Source organism: Rahnella laticis, from assembly GCF_015644585.1.
Classification (GTDB): domain Bacteria; phylum Pseudomonadota; class Gammaproteobacteria; order Enterobacterales; family Enterobacteriaceae; genus Rahnella; species Rahnella laticis.
Map to the genome: position 1 here is coordinate 79,618 of NZ_JADOBI010000012.1, position 22,267 is coordinate 101,884.

Annotated in this window: 20 protein-coding genes; 12 read left to right on the top strand and 8 right to left on the bottom strand. The window is 51.7% G+C overall.

Annotated features, from left to right (window positions below; translation table 11 throughout):
- The first annotated feature begins 214 nt into the window (after positions 1 to 214).
- The 4 genes from IV433_RS21355 to IV433_RS21370 are packed head-to-tail and all read left to right on the top strand — an operon-like array spanning position 215 to position 3,364.
- Positions 215 to 1,057: an ABC transporter substrate-binding protein gene (locus IV433_RS21355; protein ID WP_195815829.1), complete on the top strand. Its 843-nt coding sequence runs from the start codon at positions 215 to 217 to the stop codon at positions 1,055 to 1,057.
- Positions 1,058 to 1,081: 24 nt separating this feature from the next.
- Entirely contained in the window at positions 1,082 to 1,912 is an 831-nt protein-coding gene (locus tag IV433_RS21360) for an amino acid ABC transporter ATP-binding protein (protein WP_195815830.1), read from the top strand.
- On the top strand, positions 1,909 to 2,682 hold the full coding sequence (locus tag IV433_RS21365; protein WP_195815831.1) for an amino acid ABC transporter permease: 774 nt from the start codon (positions 1,909 to 1,911) through the stop codon (positions 2,680 to 2,682). The genes IV433_RS21360 and IV433_RS21365 overlap by 4 nt, the downstream gene beginning before the upstream one ends.
- Complete coding sequence (locus tag IV433_RS21370; RefSeq protein WP_195815832.1) at positions 2,672 to 3,364, top strand: amino acid ABC transporter permease; 693 nt, start codon at positions 2,672 to 2,674, stop codon at positions 3,362 to 3,364. The genes IV433_RS21365 and IV433_RS21370 overlap by 11 nt, the downstream gene beginning before the upstream one ends.
- 26 nt (positions 3,365 to 3,390) lie before the next feature.
- Here IV433_RS21370 and arsH read toward each other — a convergent pair whose 3' ends face one another.
- Positions 3,391 to 4,095 carry an arsenical resistance protein ArsH gene (gene arsH, locus IV433_RS21375; protein WP_195815833.1) on the bottom strand — a complete coding sequence of 235 codons (705 nt, stop codon included), beginning with the start codon at positions 4,093 to 4,095 and terminating at the stop codon, positions 3,391 to 3,393.
- An 85-nt stretch (positions 4,096 to 4,180) separates the two neighbouring features.
- Between arsH and IV433_RS21380 the strand changes: the two genes are divergently transcribed.
- Genes IV433_RS21380 through arsC form a run of 3 tightly spaced genes read left to right on the top strand, consistent with a single transcriptional unit; the run spans position 4,181 to position 6,274 of the window.
- Positions 4,181 to 4,504 carry a metalloregulator ArsR/SmtB family transcription factor gene (locus IV433_RS21380; protein WP_101076593.1) on the top strand — a complete coding sequence of 108 codons (324 nt, stop codon included), beginning with the start codon at positions 4,181 to 4,183 and terminating at the stop codon, positions 4,502 to 4,504.
- Positions 4,505 to 4,545: 41 nt separating this feature from the next.
- Positions 4,546 to 5,838 carry an arsenic transporter gene (locus IV433_RS21385; protein ID WP_195815834.1) on the top strand — a complete coding sequence of 431 codons (1,293 nt, stop codon included), beginning with the start codon at positions 4,546 to 4,548 and terminating at the stop codon, positions 5,836 to 5,838.
- Between the two features lie 10 nt (positions 5,839 to 5,848).
- Positions 5,849 to 6,274 carry an arsenate reductase (glutaredoxin) gene (gene arsC / locus IV433_RS21390; protein WP_195815835.1) on the top strand — a complete coding sequence of 142 codons (426 nt, stop codon included), beginning with the start codon at positions 5,849 to 5,851 and terminating at the stop codon, positions 6,272 to 6,274.
- Between the two features lie 7 nt (positions 6,275 to 6,281).
- On the opposite strand, the gene IV433_RS21395 is transcribed toward arsC, so the two are convergent.
- From IV433_RS21395 to IV433_RS21410, 4 genes are read right to left on the bottom strand one after another with little or no spacing between them, the layout of a single operon-like run.
- Entirely contained in the window at positions 6,282 to 7,913 is a 1,632-nt protein-coding gene (locus tag IV433_RS21395) for a dipeptide ABC transporter ATP-binding protein (protein ID WP_195815836.1), read from the bottom strand.
- Positions 7,910 to 8,749: an ABC transporter permease gene (locus IV433_RS21400; protein WP_101076589.1), complete on the bottom strand. Its 840-nt coding sequence runs from the start codon at positions 8,747 to 8,749 to the stop codon at positions 7,910 to 7,912. Before IV433_RS21400 ends, IV433_RS21395 begins: the two co-directional genes overlap by 4 nt.
- Entirely contained in the window at positions 8,746 to 9,741 is a 996-nt protein-coding gene (locus tag IV433_RS21405; RefSeq protein ID WP_195815837.1) for an ABC transporter permease, read from the bottom strand. Before IV433_RS21405 ends, IV433_RS21400 begins: the two co-directional genes overlap by 4 nt.
- Positions 9,742 to 9,762: 21 nt before the next feature.
- Positions 9,763 to 11,385, bottom strand: a complete 1,623-nt coding sequence (locus IV433_RS21410; RefSeq protein WP_195815838.1) for an ABC transporter substrate-binding protein — start codon at positions 11,383 to 11,385, stop codon at positions 9,763 to 9,765.
- A 310-nt stretch (positions 11,386 to 11,695) separates the two neighbouring features.
- On the opposite strand from IV433_RS21410, the gene IV433_RS21415 reads away from it, so the two are divergent.
- Positions 11,696 to 12,988 carry an NtaA/DmoA family FMN-dependent monooxygenase gene (locus tag IV433_RS21415; RefSeq protein WP_195815839.1) on the top strand — a complete coding sequence of 431 codons (1,293 nt, stop codon included), beginning with the start codon at positions 11,696 to 11,698 and terminating at the stop codon, positions 12,986 to 12,988.
- An 846-nt stretch (positions 12,989 to 13,834) separates the two neighbouring features.
- On the opposite strand, the gene IV433_RS21420 is transcribed toward IV433_RS21415, so the two are convergent.
- From IV433_RS21420 to IV433_RS21430, 3 genes are all read right to left on the bottom strand, one after another.
- On the bottom strand, positions 13,835 to 15,175 hold the full coding sequence (locus tag IV433_RS21420) for an LLM class flavin-dependent oxidoreductase (protein WP_195815840.1): 1,341 nt from the start codon (positions 15,173 to 15,175) through the stop codon (positions 13,835 to 13,837).
- Between the two features lie 68 nt (positions 15,176 to 15,243).
- Positions 15,244 to 15,804: a GNAT family N-acetyltransferase gene (locus IV433_RS21425; RefSeq protein ID WP_195815841.1), complete on the bottom strand. Its 561-nt coding sequence runs from the start codon at positions 15,802 to 15,804 to the stop codon at positions 15,244 to 15,246.
- 10 nt (positions 15,805 to 15,814) lie between these two features.
- Positions 15,815 to 16,813, bottom strand: coding sequence for an LLM class flavin-dependent oxidoreductase (locus IV433_RS21430; protein ID WP_195815842.1), 999 nt, complete (start codon positions 16,811 to 16,813; stop codon positions 15,815 to 15,817).
- 483 nt (positions 16,814 to 17,296) lie between these two features.
- On the opposite strand from IV433_RS21430, the gene IV433_RS21435 reads away from it, so the two are divergent.
- From IV433_RS21435 to IV433_RS21450, 4 genes are read left to right on the top strand one after another with little or no spacing between them, the layout of a single operon-like run.
- Positions 17,297 to 18,730, top strand: a complete 1,434-nt coding sequence (locus tag IV433_RS21435) for a hypothetical protein (RefSeq protein ID WP_195815843.1) — start codon at positions 17,297 to 17,299, stop codon at positions 18,728 to 18,730.
- 9 nt (positions 18,731 to 18,739) lie between these two features.
- The gene (locus IV433_RS21440; RefSeq protein WP_195815844.1) at positions 18,740 to 19,555 is read left to right on the top strand and encodes a hypothetical protein; all 816 of its coding nucleotides are present in this window, start codon (positions 18,740 to 18,742) and stop codon (positions 19,553 to 19,555) included.
- Positions 19,556 to 21,058 (top strand): hypothetical protein, encoded by a 1,503-nt coding sequence (locus tag IV433_RS21445; RefSeq protein ID WP_195815845.1) that lies wholly within the window; start codon positions 19,556 to 19,558, stop codon positions 21,056 to 21,058.
- Positions 21,058 to 22,110 (top strand): hypothetical protein, encoded by a 1,053-nt coding sequence (locus IV433_RS21450; protein WP_195815846.1) that lies wholly within the window; start codon positions 21,058 to 21,060, stop codon positions 22,108 to 22,110. Before IV433_RS21445 ends, IV433_RS21450 begins: the two co-directional genes overlap by 1 nt.
- The last annotated feature ends 157 nt before the right edge of the window (positions 22,111 to 22,267 follow it).

Genomic DNA, 22,267 nt, shown 5'->3' on the forward strand with positions numbered 1-22,267 from the left:
GGCGAGCCCAAGCTTTGACCAGAGATGCGCCCCCGCATCCTGCCACTCAGATCCAACCCTTATGCATTAATCATCCATCTATATCCTTTTTTGTTAGTGGCAGCCGCCCGTTCCTATATGCAATTCTCTGACCTACAAAACAAAAACGTTATTTACCTGCCAGATTAAAAATTTAGGGCGCGAGCCTTCTTAAGATGACTTATAAGGAAAAACTATGGCTGCTTCTTCAGTAATCAAAAATAAATTCAATAAAAGCGTTGTTTCCGCCGGTCTGTTTTTGGCGCTCAGCGCAGTCTCAACTTTTGCAGCCCATGCAGATCAGCTGGCTGATATCAAGAAAGCCGGCGTGGTGAAAGTGGCCACGTTTGATTCCAATCCACCGTTCGGTTCTGTGGATGCCAAAACGCACGATATCGTCGGTTATGACGTTGATTTTGCGAAAGCGCTGGCGAAAACGCTGGGCGTGAAACTGCAACTGGTGCCGACGAATCCGGCGAACCGTATTCCGTTATTGCAGTCCGGAAAAGCCGATCTGATTGTGGCGGATATCACCATCACGCCGGAACGCGCGAAAGTGATCGATTTCTCCATACCTTATTTCGTGACCGGCCAGCAGTTCCTGGTGCCGGCCAATTCACCGGATAAACTCGACGCCTACGCCACGGCGCGTATCGGCGCAGTGAAAGGCACCACCGGCGAGCAGGAATTGCATAACCGCTTCCCGCAATCTCGCGTGTTGTCTTACGACGATATTCCTCTGGCGCTTTCTGCGCTGCGTAACGGCAACGTGCAGGCGATTACACAGGACAGCACCATTCTGGCCGGTTTGCTGGATGGCGCGCCGGACAAGGCAAAATACAAAGTTTTGCCTGAATTACTGAGCAAAGAAGAGATTGGCGTTGGCGTGAAAAAAGGCGAAACCAGCCTGCTGAAAGTGGTGAATGACGAGCTGCTGAATCTGGAGAAAAACGGTCAGGCGGTGAGCATTTATAACGTCTGGTTTGGCCCGCAGACAAAATCTCCGCAGCCACGTCTGTTCAAGATTGAAGCCAAATAATCCGCTTTATGCAAGGTAATGCACATGCAGCAAGACACCTTATCAACCGCAGCGACGTCTGCGGTTTTTTCGCATTCAAACGCCGCGAAAACCACGGCGGTCGAGTTTCGTCAGGTCAGTAAATCTTTCGGTCATCACCTTGTGATCCGGAATGTCAGTCTGAGCGTCGCCAGCGGTGATGTGGTGGCGGTCTGCGGGCCGTCCGGCTCAGGGAAATCCACGCTCATCCGCCTGATTAATCAGCTGGAAACCGTCACGGATGGCGAAATTCTAATTCACAACAAACCGACGCGGGGCCTGAACGGACCGGCGCTACGCGAGTTACGTACGCACATCGGTTTTGTGTTTCAGCAGTTCAACCTGTACGCCCATCTGACCGCGCAGGACAACGTCAGCCTCGCGCTGATTAAAGTCCACGGCTGGAAGAAAAGTGATGCGAGCGAGAAGGCGCTGGCGCTGCTGACCCGCGTCGGTTTGCAGGACAAAGCGCAGCATTATCCCGAGCAGCTTTCCGGCGGACAGCAGCAGCGCGTGGCGATTGCCCGGGCGCTGGTGACGGATCCGGACATCATTTTGTTCGATGAACCGACGTCGGCGCTGGATCCGGAGATGATTGGCGAAGTCCTGCTGGTGATGCAGGAACTGGCGAAAAGCGGCATCACGATGATTGTCGTGACGCACGAAATGAGTTTTGCCCGTGAAATTGCCGACCGGGTGATTTTCATGGACGGCGGCGAGGTCCTGGAACAGGCGGAACCGGAGGATTTCTTCCTGCGGCCGCAGCATCCGCGTGCGCAGCGTTTTCTGCAAAAAGTCCTGTTCCCGCTGCATCCTGAAACAGGAGCGGGGCAATGATCTGGCATCCCGACTGGGCTGGCGTGCTCACCGGCCAGCCTTTGCAGTGGATTATTTCCGGCTTTCTCACCACGCTTTACGTCAGTATTGCGGGCAGTGTGCTGGCGACGCTTCTGGTGGTGTTACTGATCGCGCTGCGCCTGAGTCAGTCGCGTCTGGCACGCGGTGCGGTAGCGGCGTTTGTGTCGGTTTTCCGCAACACGCCGCTGCTGGTTCAGCTGCTTTTCTGGTATTTCGCCGCGTACGGCGCGCTGCCGCAAAGCTGGCGTTTTTACATCGGCGATACCCACGCGTGGGCGGTTTTCCCCGGCAATATCGCGTGGCTCACACCGGAATTTCTGTGCGCTGCCTGGGGGCTGGGATTATTCACTGCCGCGTTTCTGGTGGAAGAAGTGCAGGCGGGGCTGAATTCGGTGCCGAAAGGCCAGACCGAAGCCGCGATTTCACAGGGTTTCAGCCGCAAAACGCTGCTGCTTTCGATCCTGTTACCGCAGGCGCTGACCAACGCGTGGCAGCCGATCACCGGGCAATATCTCAACCTGATGAAGCTTTCCTCACTGGCGACAGGCATCGGATTTTCCGAGCTGACGTATCAGGTCAGTCAGATTGAAAGTTACAACGCGCACGCCTTTGAAGGTTTTGCGGTCGGCACGTTGCTGTATCTGGCGCTGGGGATGATCCTTGGCGGGCTGATGACAATATTTGGTCCGAAACGCCCGCAGCAAAGGCCGCAGGCCGCGCAGAAGGCAGAGGTGAACGATGGAATTTGACTGGTCGGTTCTGCACGATAACTTCACCTACATGCTGTGGGGAAGGCTGGCCGACGGCGAACCGGGCGGCGTTTTACTTACGCTGATCATGGCCGTTTCTGCTGGCGTGCTGGCGTTAGTGCTGGGCGTCGCAATGGCGGCATTAGCCTGGCGTTTCGGTGGCTGGACGCGAAAATTACTTTTTCTGTGGGCGTCGTTTATACGCGGCATCCCGCTGATTTTTGTGATTTTCTGGCTGTATTTCCTGCTGCCGGTGGTGTTTGGCGGCTCGATCCCCGGCCCGCTGACGGTGATTATCGCACTTGCCTGGTTTACCTCGGCCGCGGTGATGCACTCCACGCTGGCCGGGCTGGAGTCACTGCCGCGCGGGCAAACCGAAGCGGGGATTGCGTCCGGCATGAGTTACAGCCAGGTTTTGCTCAATGTCCTGCTGCCGCAGGCGTGGCCGAACCTGTTGCCGTCGTACCTCGGGTTGCTGATCTCGCTGGTGAAAGACACCTCGCTGGCGTTTATCGTCAATGTGCCGGAGCTGACCACCGTCGCGGGGCAGGTGAATAACCGGGTGCAAATCTACCCGGCGGAAATCTTCCTGTTTATCGGCCTGATGTATTACCTGCTGTGCGCAACGCTGGCGTATGTTGCGGGCAAATCGATTAAACGCCGTCAGGCATTGCGGGCGTAACAGGCCATAAAGCCATCTGTGAAATCTCAGATTTTCGCCTGATTCACACGGGCAGAGAGTTCCTGATGGCTTTCCTTTCTTTCGCTGTAACGGTCAGCCAGATACGCCGTATGGGGTTTCAGAATTAACGTTATTTTGAACAACTCCTCGGTGATATCCACAATCCGGTCGTAAAGGGCAGAGGGCTTCATCCGGCCTGCATCGTCAAACTCCTGCCAGGCTTTGGGGACGGAGGACTGATTCGCAATAGTGAACATCCGCATCCAGCGACCCAGGATCCGCATCTGATTGACCGCATTGAAAGATTGCGAACCGCCGGAAACCTGCATAACGGCCAGTGTTTTCCCCTGAGACGGACGAACCGCGCCTTCACTCAACGGGAGCCAGTCTATCTGCGCCTTCATCACCGAACTCATGGCGCCATGTCTTTCCGGCGAACTCCAGATCATGCCATCACACCACCTCACCAGCTCGCGTAACTCCAGCACTTTGGGGTGCGTATCAGGTGCATCGTCCGGCAACGGCAAGCCGGAAGGGTTAAAAATTTTCACCTCTGCGCCCATTTTCGTCAGCAAACGACCGGCTTCCACTGCGGCAAACCGGCTGTAAGAACGCTCACGCACGGATCCATACAGGATCAGAAAACGTGGCATTGGCGAGGCGCCCTCCGAAAGATTACTGGCAATAGCATCATCGAAGTATTCGGGGTTAACCGCAGGTAAATCAGACATGGTGTTCATCCGTTGTAAAGAGGGAGATTGATTTAGATCATATATGAATTATCATATGTGTTGTCAATCACTATCGGAGTCACTGATGCAGCATCCTGTTCAGCTTTTTAAACTGCTCGCCGACGAAACCCGCTCAACCATTGTGATGCTGTTGAGAGAGGCCGGGGAGATGTGTATTTGCGATCTCTGCGCAGTAACGCAGGAGTCTCAGCCTAAAATATCCCGCCACATGGCGCTGTTACGCGAAGCAGAGCTGGTTATTGACCGCCGAGAAGGCAAATGGGTGTACTACCGTTTATCTCCGCATATGCCCGCCTGGGCAGCGGCTGTCATCGACACCGCGTGGAACTGCGAGCGTGAAGATATCCGGATTTCACTGAACAACAGTAAACTCTCGTCTTGTTCATGACAGAGATATATTCACCAATTCGAATGTGATTGAGGTGTGGAATGCTTCTGGCAGGGTCGATTTTTTTACTCACGCTTATTCTGGTCATCTGGCAGCCTCGCGGATTGAGCATTGGCTGGAGTGCCGGCGCTGGCGCTCTGTTAGCGCTTCTGAGCGGAGTCATTCATTTCAGTGATATTCCTGTCGTGTGGAATATTGTCTGGAACGCCACGGGGGCATTTATTGCGGTCATCATCATCAGCCTTTTGCTTGATGAGTCCGGCTTTTTCGAGTGGTGTGCCCTTCACGTTGCCCGCTGGGGTAAAGGTAACGGCAGGGTGCTTTTTACCTTCATTATTCTGCTTGGCGCTGCGGTTGCGGCTCTGTTTGCCAATGACGGCGCCGCGCTGATCCTGACGCCGATCGTCATCGCGATGCTGGTTGCCATGGGTTTCAGCCCGGCAACGACGCTGGCATTTATTATGGCAGCCGGATTTATCGCCGACTCCTCAAGCCTGCCGCTGGTGGTATCGAATCTGGTGAATATTGTTTCGGCAGACTATTTCAGCATCGGTTTTGACCGGTATGCAGCGGTGATGCTCCCGGTCAATCTGGCGGCAGTGGCCGCCTCGCTGGGGGTGCTGCATCTCTATTTCAGAAAGGATATTCCGACACGCTACGATATTACGAAAGTGAAAGAACCCGCGGGTGCGATTAAAGATCTGCTGACATTTCGTATCGGCTGGGGTGTCCTGATTTTGCTGCTCGCAGGCTTCTTCATTCTTGAACCTGCGGGCGTTCCTGTCAGTGCAATTGCTGCGGCCGGGGCGGTTGTTCTCCTGATTGCGGCAAGAAAAGGCCGGGTGATCAATGTCAGAAAAGTGATCAAAGGCGCACCGTGGCAGATTGTCGTATTTTCACTGGGGATGTATCTGGTGGTATACGGCCTGCGCAATGCCGGATTAACCAATGCCCTGACGGAGCTGCTCAATGTTTTTGCCGTTCAGGGGCTGTGGGCGGCAACGCTGGGAACGGGGCTGGTGACCGGTTTTCTTTCTTCCGTGATGAACAACATGCCCACCGTTCTGATTGGCGCGTTGTCCATTGATGCAAGTACGGCGCAGGGTGTTGTCAGGGAAGCGATGATTTATGCCAATATTATCGGTTGCGATCTGGGGCCGAAAATAACGCCAATCGGTAGTCTGGCGACCTTGTTGTGGCTGCACGTTTTGTCGCAAAAAAATATCAATATCGGATGGGGATATTATTTCCGCACAGGAATTGTATTGACCCTGCCGGTTCTGTTTATCACGCTCAGCGCGCTGGCGTTGCGTTTGTCGATTACTCTCCAATGAGTCCTGAAAAATGAGCAATATAACGATCTACCATAATCCGGCTTGCGGCACATCGCGTAATACGCTGGAACTGATCCGCAACAGCGGCGCTGAGCCTGAAATCATTTTGTATCTGGAAACATCGCCTTCGCGTGAAGAACTGGTGAAACTGATTGCCGCGATGGGCATTTCTGTCAGGGAACTGCTGCGCGTTAACACCGCGCCTTACGGCGAACTCGGGCTGGATAATCCGGACTTCACCGATGCGCAGCTTATTGACGCGATACTTTTGTATCCAATCCTGATGAACCGCCCGGTCGTGGTGACGCCGCTCGGGGCCGCGCTGTGCCGCCCGTCAGAGAAGGTTCTGGATATTCTTCCGGATGCGCAGAAAGGCGCGTTCACCAAAGAAGACGGCGAACGCGTGGTGGATAAAGACGGCAAGCGGCTTGTCTGAACGGTGTTTAAAACGCTGCCGCCGTTTGCCGGTTTGAACTCACCACCGGCAGGGCATTAATCAGCTTTTGGGTCCACGGATGAGCAGGGCGGTGGAAGACGTCATCGACCTGCCCGTGTTCGACCACGCTGCCGTCTTTCATCACCATCACCCTGTCCGCCAGGTGATGGACTACGCCGAGATCGTGCGAAATAAACAGCAGCGCGGTACGGTGTTCGGCCTGCATTTCGGCCAGCAGATCCAGCACCTGCGCCTGTACGGAAACGTCCAGCGCGCTCACCGGCTCGTCGGCCACGAGTAATGCAGGATTCGGGGCAAAAGCGCGGGCGATCGCAACACGCTGGCGCTGGCCGCCGGAAAGTTCACGCGGGTACCGCCGTAAAAATCCTTCGCCGAGCTGCACTTCATCGAGCAACTGAAGAATGCGGCGACGTCGTTCATCGCCAAAAATGCCCACGCTGTCGAGGCTTTCCCCGATGATTTTTTCCACGTTATAACGCGGATCAAAAGAGCTGAGCGGATCTTGAGCGATCAGCTGAATCCCGCGGCGTTGCAGCCTGCGGACGGATTCGTGGATCTGACACCAGCGCTGCCCCTGAATAGTAATCGTGCCGGAACCGGGTTCAGTCAGGCCGAGCACCATTCTGGCCAGCGTGGTTTTCCCCGAGCCGGACTCACCCACAATCCCCAACGTTTCGCCCGCCGCCAGCGTCAGGCTGACGTGGTTAACCACGGCTTTGTCCGCGTAATGCTTGCTCAGGTTGCGCACGTCCAGCACCGGTTCGCCAGTGGCGATATTTTTGGCAGGCAGCGGCCTGCCGCTCTCGCCGGAGAGTTTCAGCCCGCGCGTGGCAGGGCCGGGAATGGCGGCGAGCAGCTGGCGGGTATACGGGTGATCGGGCGTGCTCAGCAGTTTTTCGCCGGAGCCTTCTTCCACCACTTTGCCCTGATGCATAACCAGGATCCGGTCGGCGAGTTGCCCGACCACGGAAAGGTCGTGGCTGATCAGCAGCAGGCTTTCGCCCCGGTCGCGGCGCTGTTGCAGCAGATCCAGAATCTGCTTCTGCACCGTCATATCCAGCGCCGTGGTCGGTTCATCGGCAATCAGCAAACCGGGTTTCCCGGCCAGCGCGGTGGCAATCAGCACACGCTGACGAAGCCCGCCGGAAAGCTGATGCGGATACGCCGTCAGCCGGTTTTCAGCATCAGGAATACCCACCGATTTGAGCAACAAAATGCTTTGCGGATGCAGCTCGTGCGCATTACCGGCGCGGTTAGCCTGTAACGCATCGCGTAGCTGCTGGCTGATGCGGCGCAACGGGTCAAGCGACACCAGCGCATCCTGCAAGACATAGCCAATTTTGCTGCCACGAATTTTACGCCAGCGGCGCTGGCTGGCGCCGAGCATATTCTGCCCGTCGATCACAAAACGGTCGGCGGTGATACGCGCCTTGGCGTCCTGTAGCCCCAGCAAGCTGCGGGCGGTCACGGTTTTCCCTGAGCCGGATTCCCCGACGAACGCGATGGATTCCCCGCGTTTAAGCTGTAAGTTCAGGCCGCTGACGGCCGGTTTTTCGCCGTCGGCTGAGGGAAAGGAGATCGAAAGATTGCGGATATCAATAAACAGTTCGTCGCTCATGGCTGTTTCCCTTCAAAAGTGGCCTGCCAGTAGCGGCCAAGCGTGTTCACAGAAATTACCGTCAGGGTGATCGCCACGCCCGGCCAGACGCCAATCCACCACGCATTGCGCAGATAATTACGGCCTTCGGCCAGCATCAGCCCCCATTCAGCGGTCGGCGGTTGCGGCCCCATGCCGAGAAAACTTAAACCTGCCGTGCCGATAATTGCGGTGCCCAGCCCGAGCGTAGCCAGCGCCGGAACGTGCGCGATAGCGTGCGGAAGCACATGCCGCCAGACCAGAACGTGGCGTTTGAGGCCCAGAGTGCGCGCCTGCTCCACGTAACCGGAGGACATGACTACAAAAGTTTGCGCCCGCACCACGCGGGTGAATCGCGGCACGGAAGCGACGCCGAGCGCAAAGATCAGATTGGTGGTGCCGGGGCCGGTGAACGCAATCAGCATCAGTGCGAGCAGTAAATCCGGGAACGCGGAAACCACGTCCACGGCGCGGCTGATCAGTTCATCGAGCGGGCCTTTGAATAATCCGGCGAGTAAACCGAGCAGGCTGCCTATGCTGACCGCCACGGCCATCGCCGCGAGGCTGATCAGCAGGGAATACCGGCTGCCGTAAATGATGCGCGCCAGCACGTCGCGCCCCAGCTGGTCGGTCCCCAGCCAGTGTTCAGACGAAGGCGGAAGTTGCGCGTTAACCGGATCGGCGTTCAGCGGGTCGAAATGCGTCAGCCACGCGGGGAAAATCACCGCCAACGCGACCAGCAGCAAATACACGGCTGCGAGAATATAACCGGTGGAAAACCGGCGCTTCACGCCGCCTGAGATCAGTAACTGACTCATGCATTCTCTCCGTCATTCTGGCCGTTATCCCGCAGGCGCGGGTCGATAAACAGATACAAAATATCCACCAGCGTACTCAGCACGACGTACACCAGCGCGGAGAAAATCGCCACCGCCAGCACCACCGGCAGGTCTTTACCCAAAACCGCGTCGACGGTGATTTTGCCCAAACCCGGGCGGCCAAATACCTGCTCGGTGATCACCGCGCCGCTGAGCAAACCGCCAATCAGCCAGCCGGTCAGGGTGACGGCGGGCAGGGCGGCGTGGCGCAGCGCGTGGCGTAAACGGATAATGCGGTTGCCCAGCCCCCATGCGCGCAGCGTCAGCACAAAAGGTTCGTCGAGCGCATCTTCCAGTCCGCGCCGCAATACCTGAGAAACCACCGCGCCCTGCGCCAGTCCGAGGGATAACGCCGGTAAAACCAGCGAGGAAAAACTGCGGTCGCCCGCCACCGGGAACCAGCGCAGCGTAAAGCTGAAGATAAACAGCAGCACGATGCCGAGCCAGAAAGAGGGCGTCGAGGCCAGAATCAGCTCGATGCCGCCCGCAATGCGTTGCCCCCAACGACGGTGCGCGGTCGCGACGGCCATCACCACGGCAAATACCAGGCTGACGACCAGCGCCAGACCGGTGAGTTTAAGCGTTGGCCACAGCTGCGATAACACCAGCGAACTGACGTCGGTATTGAGCATATAAGAACGGCCAAAATCACCGTGCAAAACGCGCCAGAGATAGTGCAGATATTGCATGTACAGGGGCTGATCCAGCCCCCATTCCGCGCGGATCGCCGCTTCAATCGCCGGTGTTTGTACCTGTTCGCCCATCAGCAAACTGACGATATCGCCCGGCGCGAGATACACGCTGATAAAAGACAGCGTGACCGCGGCCCACAGCACCAGCACGCCGCTCAGCAACCGCCGGACAACGCGACCGCGCCATGACGGCGCTGACTTAGGCCGCTGCGGGGGAATAAAGGTACTTTCAGCCGACATAATAAAGCTCCTTACTTCTGATTAATGCTTGCTCAGCCAGACGTCGTAGGCGTTTTCCGGCATCTGTTTGAACGGCCTGAAACCGACGCCGTGAACGTAAGACGCCGCCGCAATCTGGTCTTCCGGCTCGTAAAGCGGGATCGCCAGCGCCTGCTGCAACACGGCAAAGTTCTGCAACTGGCCGTAGTAGGTTTTGCGTTCTGCGTTATCCAGCGTTTGCGACGCCCCTTTCAGCAGCGGAATAATTTCCGGTGCATCGGTGCGGCTGTAGTTGATCGCGCCACCGGCGTTGACCGGCAGGTAATGGTTCTCGATATCGATGCCGTCGGTGTCGGTATTGGAGTTGGCAATTGAGCCAAACTGACCGGTTTTTCTGACTTCGGTATAGGTCCCGGAATCGACGTAACGGATTTTCAGATCCACGCCCAGCCGCTGCCGTGCCTGTGCCTGCAAGGCCTGCAACAGGACATCACGCTGATCGCGCACGGTGGCCTGTGCCTGAATAATTTCGATGCTCAGCGGCTTGCCGTCTTTGGTGCGGATGCCGTCAGCGCCTTTGGTTTTCCAGCCTGCTTCGTCCAGAAGCTGGTTCGCAAGCTTTGGATTATTGCCGTATTTGCCGGTCAGGCTGGCGTCATACAGCGGGTCAACCGGCGACGTAATGCCCCAGACGCGCGTGCGTTCGCCGCGATAAATCGATTGCAGAATCGGAGAAATATCCAGCCCCTGTAAAATCGCCTGCCGCACTTTCACTTCCTGCGTCGGGCCATATTTCACATTCAGGAACAGCGAATACGGTGTGCCGGTGTTCAGCGCGTGCTGATAGCTGAAATCCGCGTTCTCCTTGAATTCGCCCGCATCGTTGCCGGACACGCCTTCTATCACATCCACCTGACCGGAAAGCAGCGCGCCGGTTCGCACGGAAGATTCCGGCAGGAAACGGTACGTTACGCTTTCGAGATACGCCGGGCCCTGATGTTTCGCATTCGCCGACGCCCAGTGATAATCCGGGTTGCGCACATATTCAATCTGCTGGCCTTTCTCATAACGCTTGAGAATGAACGGGCCGGTGCCTGCGATATCTGTGCCACCGGCTTTCAGCTGCGGCGATGTCCACGACGACGGTGAGATCAGTTTCAGGCCGGAAGCAAACGAGAGGAACGGGCTGTAAACCTGCTTCAGCGTGAGGATAACCGTGTGCTCGTCCGGTGTGGCGATGGTATCGATTCGCCCGGCCAGCGCACAAATACTCGAACCCGCGCAATACGCCGGGTCTTGTGCATGACGGAAGTTTTCTGCCACGGCGGCGGACGTCAGTTTTTCCCCGTTAGAAAACTTCACGTCATCGCGCAGGGTAAAGGTGTAAGTTTTGCCGTCATCGGAAACGTGATAACCGGTCGCCAGCCACGGGATATACGCGCCGTCCGGCTTGCGCGCCAGTAGTGATTCATAGGCAACACGCAGGATAAGCTCGGCTTTAGATTGCCCGTTTAACTGCGGATTCAGCGTATTGGGCTCGGTTTCGACGCCCCACGTCAGGCTTCCGCCTTGCTGAGGTTGTTCAGCGGCATACAGCGACTGCCCGGAGGAAAGCACCAGAAGTGTTAAAGCAGAAAGAGAACGCACACCAGCAAAAGATTTCATACATTTCCCGTCAGGTCATTAATCATGAATTATTTGAATAAGCGCATAAATAATAAGGATGCCGCGCTATTAACCGGCGGCTGAAAGGAATTATTAAGGGCTGGTTACTAAGTTGTAAAATCACAATATTTGCTTATCAGCGAAAATAAATGACTTAGCGGAAAATTATTTTTTTGATCAGTCACGGAATAATCAGGAAAACCCGGCTTATCTATATTCAGGGTTATGAAATGCTTTTTTCTTCGTGGCTTAATCACTTCTGTTCTCTATTTTTAACGCAGGTTTATCTTTCCCGTTAAAGGAGATCAGTTTGACCAGTTCATCCCGCAGACGTTTAAAAACCCTGGCCGGAGCAGGGAGCGCGATCTATGCCTCTGATGATCCGCGCCCGGATACCGGTATTTCCCGCGCTGTAGCGCTGGCCAAAAAAGCGGAGAAAGAGAAATTCACCGCGCTTTTTACCGCGGATTTATTGCAGGCGGATCCCGACGGGCTTTCCGGTTCAACCGGCAGTCAGGATCCGATTGTCACACTCGCCGCGCTCAGCCAGGTGACGTCACAAATCGGGCTAATCGCCACCGTTTCAACCACCTATCAGCATCCGTACAATCTGGCGCGACTGATTGGCATGCTTGATCACGTCAGCGGTGGTCGCGCGGGCTGGAACGCCGTGACGTCCTCGGTGGGTGAGGAAAACTTCGGTGACATACAGCTTCCGGCGCCGGAAGTGCGTTACGCCCGCGCGACGGAATTTATTCAGGTCATCAATGCTTTATTTGACGCCAATCAGCCGGACGCGGTGACGCGCGGTAAGAACGGTTCGGTGAAAATTGACCCGCGTAAACTGCACCCGATTAATCATCACGGGGATTTTTTCCGCGTACAGGGCCCGCTGAACGTACCGCCGCCGCCACAGCGCAGGCCGGTACAATTTCAGGCCGGGCAATCCGAAGAAGGCCTGAAACTCGGTGCGAAATACGCCGAAGTGATCTACACCTCGCAGCCGACGCTGGAAGATGCCAAAGCCTTTGTTGAGCGCGTGCATCATCACGCCGATGCGTCTGGCCGCCGCGAAAACCGGCCGCTGATCATGAACTCGTTCCATTCGATCATCGGCGAAAGCCCGTCAGACGTGGCGCGCCGTCTGTTCGAAAAGCACGAGCGGATTGATTATCAGCAGGGGCGGCTCAAGGTTGCGGACATGCTGGGCGGTGAAATAGACCTGCGCGATTCCCCGCTGGATCAGCCGATCCCGCTGCGGTTACTGCCGGACGTCGAACAGGTCAACCGCCGTCGCGGGCGTGCGGAAATCTTCAAACGTTTCGCCTTACAGGGGCTGACGCTGCGTGAACTGATCATCCAGGCACAGGAAACCGGCCACTGGTTTGTCGCCGGAACGCCGGAATCGCTGGCGGACGCCATAGAAGAGCGCTACCGCGCGGGTGTGCTGGATGTGATTTCATTGCATGGACTGGGGCAGGCGGATCAGGAGGATTTACTTCTGAACGGGTTATTACCGGAGTTGCGGAAACGGGAGCTAATCGACCGTGATTACAACGGGGGGGATTTTCGGGCAAATCTTGGTTTGCCCGGGCCGCTTTAAAACGGTTTTTCACTTGCAGTGAGGGGCTGACAGCTGATCGAGAAGATTTCGGTTTTTCACTTGCAGTGAGGGCTGGATCTAGATCGAGAAGATTTCGGTTTTTCAATAACTGTGATCACTTAACTCACTGCGCCGAAACCGACCAAGAGAGGGAAGTGCTTTCCCTCTCTTGGATCTCTCCCCGCTTTTTCAACAAGCGCTATCGCTCGCTGGCTATGTTTCAGATGCCGCAGCTATTGCCGCGAAAACTTGCCGCTGCGCGGTTCCCTTTCTCGGTTTCGAGCCACAGGTCTCGAAACACTTCGTTCGGCAAGCTTTCTGAAAGCGGCTGGAGGCTTTCTAAATGTGCAAACATTTGCGAACGGTTGGTTTGCTCCTCCCCCTGCGAAGGGGGAGGCCGGGAGGGGGTTTCGCAGGCCACCGAGTCGCTAAAACCAACACCCCATCCCGGCCTTCCCCTCGTGAGAGGGGAAGGAGAAAATCAACAATCAGCCTGCATCTATCTTCCGAATTACATAGCCTGTGGCCGCTTTCAAAATGACGGCGAGTGAGGAGTGAGAAACGGCGAGAGTCTGTTTTCTAGCAGGTTCGAACCCGAGGCGAGAGAACCGCGCAGCGGCGGCGTTTGCGGCACTAGCCGGAGTTGCTGAAACATAGCCAGCGAGCGGAGCGCTTGTTGAAAAAGACGCGGAGATTCCAAAGTGGGCTCGTCATAGCCCTCTTTGGTCGGTTTCGGCGCCAGCCGCTGAGCGATCACTGCAATTGAGAAACCGAAACTTTCTCGATCAATTTATTGCCCCTCACTGCAAGTGAAAAACCACCTTTTGCTGCGGTCTCAGCAAAAATTTAAACCGTCAGGGCATCGGCATGCACTACCTCAGCGAACTGATTCTCCGGCTCCCGTAACCCCAGATTCCCGCGAAGCGTCCCGTCTTCGTACTCGGTACGATACAACCCGCGTGCCTGCAAAATTGGAATGACGGAATCAATAAAGTCATCAAACGCCGTCGGCGTGCCGCCCCGCACGATAAAACCGTCTGTTGCGCCTGACGTAAACCAGTGCTCCAGCCCGTCGGCGACGTGCTCGGCGGTGCCGAAAAATGTCGGGCGCGGCGTGGCGGCTTCCAGCGCGGCTTGCCGTAATGTCAGCCCGTGCTCTTTAGCATTCCGTTTGATTTCATCGGTCGTGCTGCGGAAGCTGTTCTGGCCTAAATCGCCGATGTCCGGGAACGGCGCATCCGGGTCGTATTGCGCGAAATCGTGATGCTCAAAGTAACGGCCCAGATAATCGAGCGCGCTTTCCAGCGTTACCAGTTGCGCGGTTTCCTGGTATTTACGCTCGGCATCCGTGACGGTGTCACCGATAATCACGCTGATGCCCTGGAAGAGGCGGATGTCGTCAGCATTACGCCCATTTTCGACCAGCTGACGGCGGACGTCTTCGCGGAATTCGCGTGCCAGCTCCGGCGTTTCCTGACGGGTGTAAATCGCGTCGGCGGCTTCTGCTGCAAAGGCTTTTCCCTGTTCGGAAGCACCGGCCTGGAAGACGACCGGACGCCCCTGCGGAGAACGGCCGACGTTCAGCGGGCCCTGTACCGAGAAATATTTGCCGTGGTGATTAAGCGTATGCAGTTTGTCCGGCGCAAAGAACTGGCCGGTGGCTTTGTTGCGTACAAACGCATCTTTTTCCCAGGAATCCCATAAGCCTTTGACCACGCTGACGTATTCGCTGGCAATGCGGTAACGCTCGTCGTGTTCCGGGTGTTTGTCGCGTGAGAAGTTTTTGGCAGAACCTTCCAGCGGAGAAGTCACGACGTTCCAGCCTGCGCGGCCGCCGCTGAGATGATCGAGGCTGGCGAACTGGCGCGCGACGGTGAACGGCTCGCTGTACGAGGTGGAAAGCGTGGCGACCAGCCCGATTTTTTGTGTCACCAGCGACAGCGCGGAAAGCAGCGTAATCGGTTCAAAACGGTTAAGAAAATGCGGGATCGATTTCTCAGTAATAAACAAACCGTCGGCCACAAATAAAAAATCAAATTTAGCCTGTTCAGCTCTTTGCGCTAATTGCTGGCAGAACTGAATATTAATACTGGCGTCGGCAATGGCATCCGGGTGTCGCCATGCGGACATATTTCCCGATGCGCCCTGAATAATAGCGCCAAGACGTATCTTTTGTTTTTGAGTCATTTTCTTTCCCTTTAATGGACGGCTCTCAGAAATAAAGCATTCGTGAATTAAATAGCGCTGAAGCGTGGTCAAACCAGCGTGCGTAATTCCGCGATGGATCGCACCAGCGGGGCCTGTTCCTGCGCGTCGAAAGCCTGCTGAATCAGCACTTTTCGCAGATAAACCAGCTCGACGCCCAGCGGATTAGTCGCGGTATGAAACGGCTCGTAACCCCGGCGCTGATACAAATCCGTCAGCCACGGGTGTTTGATGGCGGTCGCCAGATACACGGCGGGGGATTTCAGCGTGTCGCGCAAAAACGTCTCTTCGACATAACGGATAATCTCGCCGCCAAAACCTTGCCCTTTGGCGTGTTCCGCCACGGCAAACCAGTGAACGAAAGGCCAGGGCGCGAGATGATTTTTCGCCGGTGTCCACAGAAAACGGGTGGTCAGCGTGGCCGTCAGCTCGCCGTCTTTTTCCAGCACATACGTGGTTTCATTGCGGATCACATCCCGCACATCCTCCACGCTGGCGCGGGTGATGGTGAAATGGATGCCGTGTTCGAGCAGCGGTTCATAGGCTTTTTGCAGCAGCGAATGCAGCGCAGCGGCTTCAGATTCCTGGGCAAGGCGGATCAGATGACTCATGTTCGGTTCCTTATGCCAGCGCCACGCTGGACGCGGCTAACAGTTCAAGTGAACGCAGGCGCGCCTTTGGCTGAGAGACCGGTGTGTCGATAATGAATTCTTCCACGCCGTAGCGGGCCTGCAACGCTTCCAGCTGGCGGTGAACGTCCTCGCCGGTGCCGTGCAACACGTCCGACTGGCGTTCTTCAATCTGATGAGACGCCGCGCCGGATTGCCGGATATACGTTTCTGCCTGTTCAAGACTGCCGACGTTTACGCTCTGGCCGTCGCTGCCGGTCACACGGTAACGCTGGGTGTTATCCACCAGCCGTGCGGCCTGAGCGGCGGTGTCGGCCACAATCACCGGCACGGCGAGCAGCGCGCGTCTGCCGTTGCTGTCGTAGGAATAAGCGGAAAGGGCGCTGGAAATATCGCGTTCGTCGGCATTAAGGTGCGCGGCAAAAACAAATTCCCAGCCGAGACTGGCCGCCAGCCGGGCGCTTTGTTCGCTCGCGCCAAGCAGAAAGCGTGATGCCGACTGCGGCGGTTGTGGCGTGGCCGAAAGAGAATCCACGCCGCGCCCGCGAACCGGCACAGAAAGCCAGTCATCGAGCTGACGCAGCTGATCCGCAAACTCACCTTTACGCGCCGGATCGACAGCGTATTGCAGCGCGTGGGTAGAAAGCGGCAATCCGCCCGGCGCTTTGCCGATACCGATATCGACACGACCGGGCGCGAGGGACGCCAGCTGATTAAAATTCTCGGCGACCTTATACGGGCTGTAATGTTGCAGCATCACGCCCCCCGAGCCGACCCGCAGTTTTTGCGTATGCGCGAGGATCCAGGCGATGACAATTTCCGGCGAGGAGATCGCGAGTTTGTCGGTGTTGTGATGTTCCGCCAGCCAGAACCGGTGATAACCCCAGCGCTCCGCCAGCTTCGCCAGTTCCAGCGTCCGGCGCAGCGCCCCGGCGGCATCCTCATGTTCATCCAGCGGACTTTTTTCCAGCAAACTTATGCGGTATCCCATCGTTTTCCCTTGTAATCGCAACACATCATTAACAACGATTATTAAAGTCAGGGGGAAGGGATGTAAAAGAACAATAGTAGCTATGGAGTTGCAGGAAATGAGATTGGCGCAGTGGAGGAGGGACACGCTACCTTTGATGTCGGACAGCGTTTGCTATGCGGTTCGTTTTTTGATCAATTTTAAGAAAAGCAGTACGGTTACTACTAATCCTATTTGTACAAATAGGGATTTTTATGGATTTTTCATAAAAATGCGGATGTTTGGAATTTTTATGAGTAGAATAAATCAGGCGAAAAATCCGAATCAAATTTGACTAAAAAGTAGTCATTTGCATTATAAAGAACAGAAAATCATTTTCATCAGCTTTTGTTTATTATTAAAAATAACTAGTCAGAAGTTATTATAAGCGTCTTAAACGCATAGATAGTTATAACTCACACAAAATTTATTAATTCAAACTACACAGCCTATGGATGTCATCTGATGCAATTTCTCAGAAAGATTCTCTCATGTATTACGGCCTTGTTCAAAACTGAAGACCAACTCCTTGATGTTGAAGTTTTTCCGAAGATTGAACCAGAAAAACTGAAAAAAAATCTACAAATTGCCGAGCAAGCGAAGCGTCATGGGGCGAACGGTTTACCCCATGAAACCGCTACGGAACTGACTGATACAGAACATAGTATACAGGCTACACTTGGTAAAATTAGGGAAGGGTTGGTTAAATGGGCGACTGCTGCGCTTAAGCAAAATCAAGACCGTCTTAATACGATCGATATCACCGGCAGAATCAATCGTACAATTCTCCTTGGAGAAGAATATGAACGTGATGCTGATCAATTGATCTCAAGTCAGTCTGCTATGCTTGCAGAGTTACGTGAAATTGCGATTTCGAAAGCGAATGAGTTAGATTTTTTTAAGAGTAAAAATAAACTAACAAGGACGGCACAACTAAGAAATAGGGGGGCTATTTTCCTTCATGGCACTCTTGTCTTAGCTTGTATAGCCATTGAAGGCATCATGAATTCTAGTTTCTTTGCAGAAGGTCTAAGTAGTGGTCTGGTTGGTGGTTTTCTATTTGCTGTCAGTCTCTCTGGTTTAAATGTTCTGACGTGCTTTATCATGGGACGTTTTGCTACCTTTAAGAATCATATAAGTTTATTCCAGCGCCTGTTTGGTCACGCAGCCATATTGACTATTTTAACTTTAACGATAATCCTTGGTTTAATTACTGCACACATTCGTGATGCATTGCCCCTGGTAACGGATACGACTGAATCAGCGTGGGTTATTGCTAAAGAAACACTTGTGTCGACGCCGTTTATTCTTCATGATATTAGCTCTTATATCCTGTGGGTTTTAACGATAGTATTTGGTTTAATTGCAGGGAGAGAAGGTTATACTTTTTCAGATCCCTATCCTGGCTATGCGAAATTGTATCGTACGTATGAAGAAATTCAGCGTGATTACATAAATGCCGTCGCAAGTTTGAACAATGATCTAGACATCCATAAAACTAAAATACTTGACAGTCTTGACTCTAATGTCACAGAAGCGACGAAAGATATAGCTAACTTCAAACGTAATATGAAAATGAAGTTAGTTACGAAAAAAAGACTTGATCAGGGTATGCTTTATGCTGACGAAACGCTTAAATCGCTCATAAAGATGTATAGAATGGAAAATATGATGGCCAGGATTGAAAAGAATACGTATCCGAAATATTTTGATGAGCCTGTTAATTTCGATTTAATTCAATACCCAAATTTTGGAATTAGCCAAGATGAGATCAAATTGAATGAACAGGAACAACTTATGGCGGAAATGATATCAAAAATTGAAACTATAAGAGCAAAAATACAGGCTTCATTTAACCAAAAGCATGATCAACTTCAGCCATTGCAACAACTCGTTTAAGGAGACGCCATGGTCATCCATTCGAAAAAAAAATCTAGCAATTACAGTGTCATCGTTGGGATTTTAATCATCCTGGTTGTTATTGCGTTATCTGCTGCGACTTTATATAGTTTAATGACTAAAGAATCATTAAACTCAGAAACGTTATGCCCAACAACCGGCCCTAAAGGGCATTATGTCATTTTAATTGATAACACATCTCCATTTCCCTACACTCAAAAAGCATCTTTATCTCAAGGTCTAAAAAATATTGTACGGAATGAATTACCAGAAGGCTACTTACTCTCTGTATTCCTGCTAGGTGAAGATGTAACTAAAAATGATAAACCTTTGTTCGAGCGTTGTAGTCCCGGTCAGTGGGGAAATAAAAGTCAACTTACATCGAATAAAAAATTCGTAGAAAGAGATTTTTACGAAAAATTCTCCAAACCTTTGGATGAGGTTGTTAAAAAAATATCACTTGAAGAGCATTCAAAAAAATCTCCGGTTTTTGAAATGTTGCAGTTAGTGGGTATCAATGGCTTTGAGCATTCTGATGTAATAGGAGAGAAAAAATTAATAATTTACTCCGACATGTTGGCTAATACTCAAGAATTCAGTATGTATAAGGAACATATTCCATCTTATGAGAACTTTAGCAAAGTACCATACGCGCAACGGGCATTAGCACCAGGTTTGAAAGATGTATCTGTTTCTTTAAATTTTATTTCAGACCAACAGCAAAGCGGAAAATCACAAAAAACAAGATTGATTTCGTTTTGGGAAAAATATTTTGATGCCTCAGGCGCGAGCATTGAAAGCGTTCAATTCCTTGAGGGATTATAGATGAGCCTAAAAGTTTTAATGAAAAAGGTTAGTACCTATTTTGTATTGGCAGTATTAATGAAAATTGGTCTTTCAGTTGCAGGGCTTGTGTTAAATGACCCTAAGTGGCTTGGGTTTATCTTGCCCATCACGGTGATGCTCATTTATTGGGTGGTGGGTTATCAAGTTCGTAAAAAATGGGACCATGAACTTACTAAAGCCAAATTTGCTGATTCAATGTATTATCTAGGTTTTCTTTTCACTGTAGCGAGTATCATAATCTGCTTAATTGATATCGCGCGTATCGGTGATAGCCTTAATTTCATGGCTATTCGTTTTGGTGCGGCTATGGTCAGTACCGCAATAGGCATGTTTGCAAGGGTTGTTCACACCGGTTTCCAGATAGATGCTAATGACGCGGTAATGAACATGGAAGAAAGGGTTCTGCATTCAGCTGAAAGTTTAGCCATTGCATTTGATAATGCCCATCATGATTTGGAGCTCTTTCGCGATAAAGTAACTAATGCTTCTCAGGAGGCTATTTTAGGCGTTCAGGAACAAATTGAACAGTTATATACCCATTGTATTAACACGATGGATACATATTTTGTTAATGCTACGCAAAGTAGTAATGATGCTTTTGCTTTAATCCTAGAAGATGCTAAATCGGCCAGCTTCGATCTATTGAAAATAATAAATACTATGTCAGATAAAAGTGCGACGACAATGTCAAAAATGGAATCAGACACAATAGAATTTGGCGAGAAAGCAAGAAAAAGGCTGGAGCAAACTATGTTCCCAGATGATATTTTTGTTAAAAAACTTAACCCATCGATAGACACTTTGTCAGGCACTACTGACAATATAAATCAGGGGATTGTGTCACTTGCAGATGACGTTAAAACGGCTACGCGTCAGATTGGAAATGCCATTAAAGGTATTAACACCAAGACCGCCCAACTTGAAGCAAGTCTTCTTCAGGTTAGTGAGATTGTAGTTACACAGGAAAAACTTGTTGAAACGCTTGATAAACAGAACCATACATTTATGCAACGTATCGAGCAGCAGCAAAACGACTTCCTGGATGCGTATGAAGAGATTAAAAATGATTCAGTAAGTGAAATAAAAATACAGCATCGGATGATTGACGAATTTATTAGTAAACTAGAAACCTTTAACCAGGGTTTAGAGAAAGTTGCATCAGTAGAGGGTGTGAATAATGAATTGCTCGATGCTGTGCGTAATTTTACTACATCGCAAAATGAAAATGCAAAGCTATTACATGATACGCTTTCGCCATTGACGCGAGCGGTTGAGAAAAGTAATGATGACAAAGAAATAAGGGTTTCTGATGCAGAGGATAAGGCATTCTCAATGCAATCAGTTAATAAAAATCTTATAAATATTATCGAAAAGATTGATACCATATATAAAGATAGTCAAATCAATTCGTCTCACGACGAGGAGCATGGTGTTGTTAAACATGGCACGCCGGAAAATGCTTCAGATGTGAGAGTGTCTTAATGAGTTCAAAAAACGATCAGGTGTTTCAACTTTCATTGACTGAAATATTTATCATAATCTGCTTTGTTCTCCTTTTGTTGATGGGATTTCAAATTTTTCAATTGACCCATAAAAACCAAGAGTTAGAACGGAAAGTGTCATTGTCTGTTGATTTAGGCGAAAGAGAACATGCCATTAAAGTCGCTACTGCAGATTTGAAAATTCAACTTTCTTTGCTGGGTGTAAAGAAAACGGATGAACTTATAACAAAACTCATCGATGCATCTAAGGCGAAGGAAGAGGTATCACGCTTAAAAGTATTACTTGAAAATAAGGACGAAAAAATAACAGCTTTGACTTCGATAGAAAAAGCCTTAGCGGAAGTAAATGGTAAAAAAAATGGTCCGGAAGCAAAACAGTTGTTATTGCAAACCATTATGACTTATGAGCAGTTAAAAAAACTTGTTATTGATAAAACGGATGATAAAGACTTAGAACCTTCCGAAGTCGTTAAAAGAGTCGGGGAGCTAAAAACGGAAGTTCAAACAATCAAAGATGCAGCAGGCACTACCGAAGATAGTTTCAAAGAGCAATTGGATGAAATTGTTAAAAATGCAAACGCATATACATCTGCTACTAAAAATGGCTCCAATCCAGTAGTGCTTGAGAAAAGTAACAAAGATTTACGTGTGCAGGTTCAATATTTGCAGAACAGATTAAACTCGGGAAGAGGTGTTGACTTACCCCCATGTTGGGTAAATGAAGAAACTGGAAAGATTGAAATGCTTTTTACGCTTTCACTTCGTGAAAATACAGTTTCATTAGCACCAGCATGGCCTGAGTCTCGTCAGGATGATGCAATGGCGCTGCCAGGTATCAATAATTTGCTGGCTAATACAAATCTTCCATATAATGAATTTATGCAATCTGTTAAAGCAATTAATGAACTAAGTAAAGAAAAGGAATGTCGTTTTTATATTAGACTTTCCAGTATGATACCTGACGCAGTGACGTCAGATAGACGTCGTTTACTTATCGAAACAGTATTTTATAAAACGGAAGTTCGTAGGTGATCTAATACTAATTTCTGACCTGTAATAAGCTACTGTATAGTTACAAGTCAGAAATTTATACCGTTAGTATGCAATCTTATTTAGTTTGTTGCGCACGATGCGAAAAGATATGCAGTCTTCTCGGTGACCCTACTGCATGCTTTCAAAAAACGGCCAC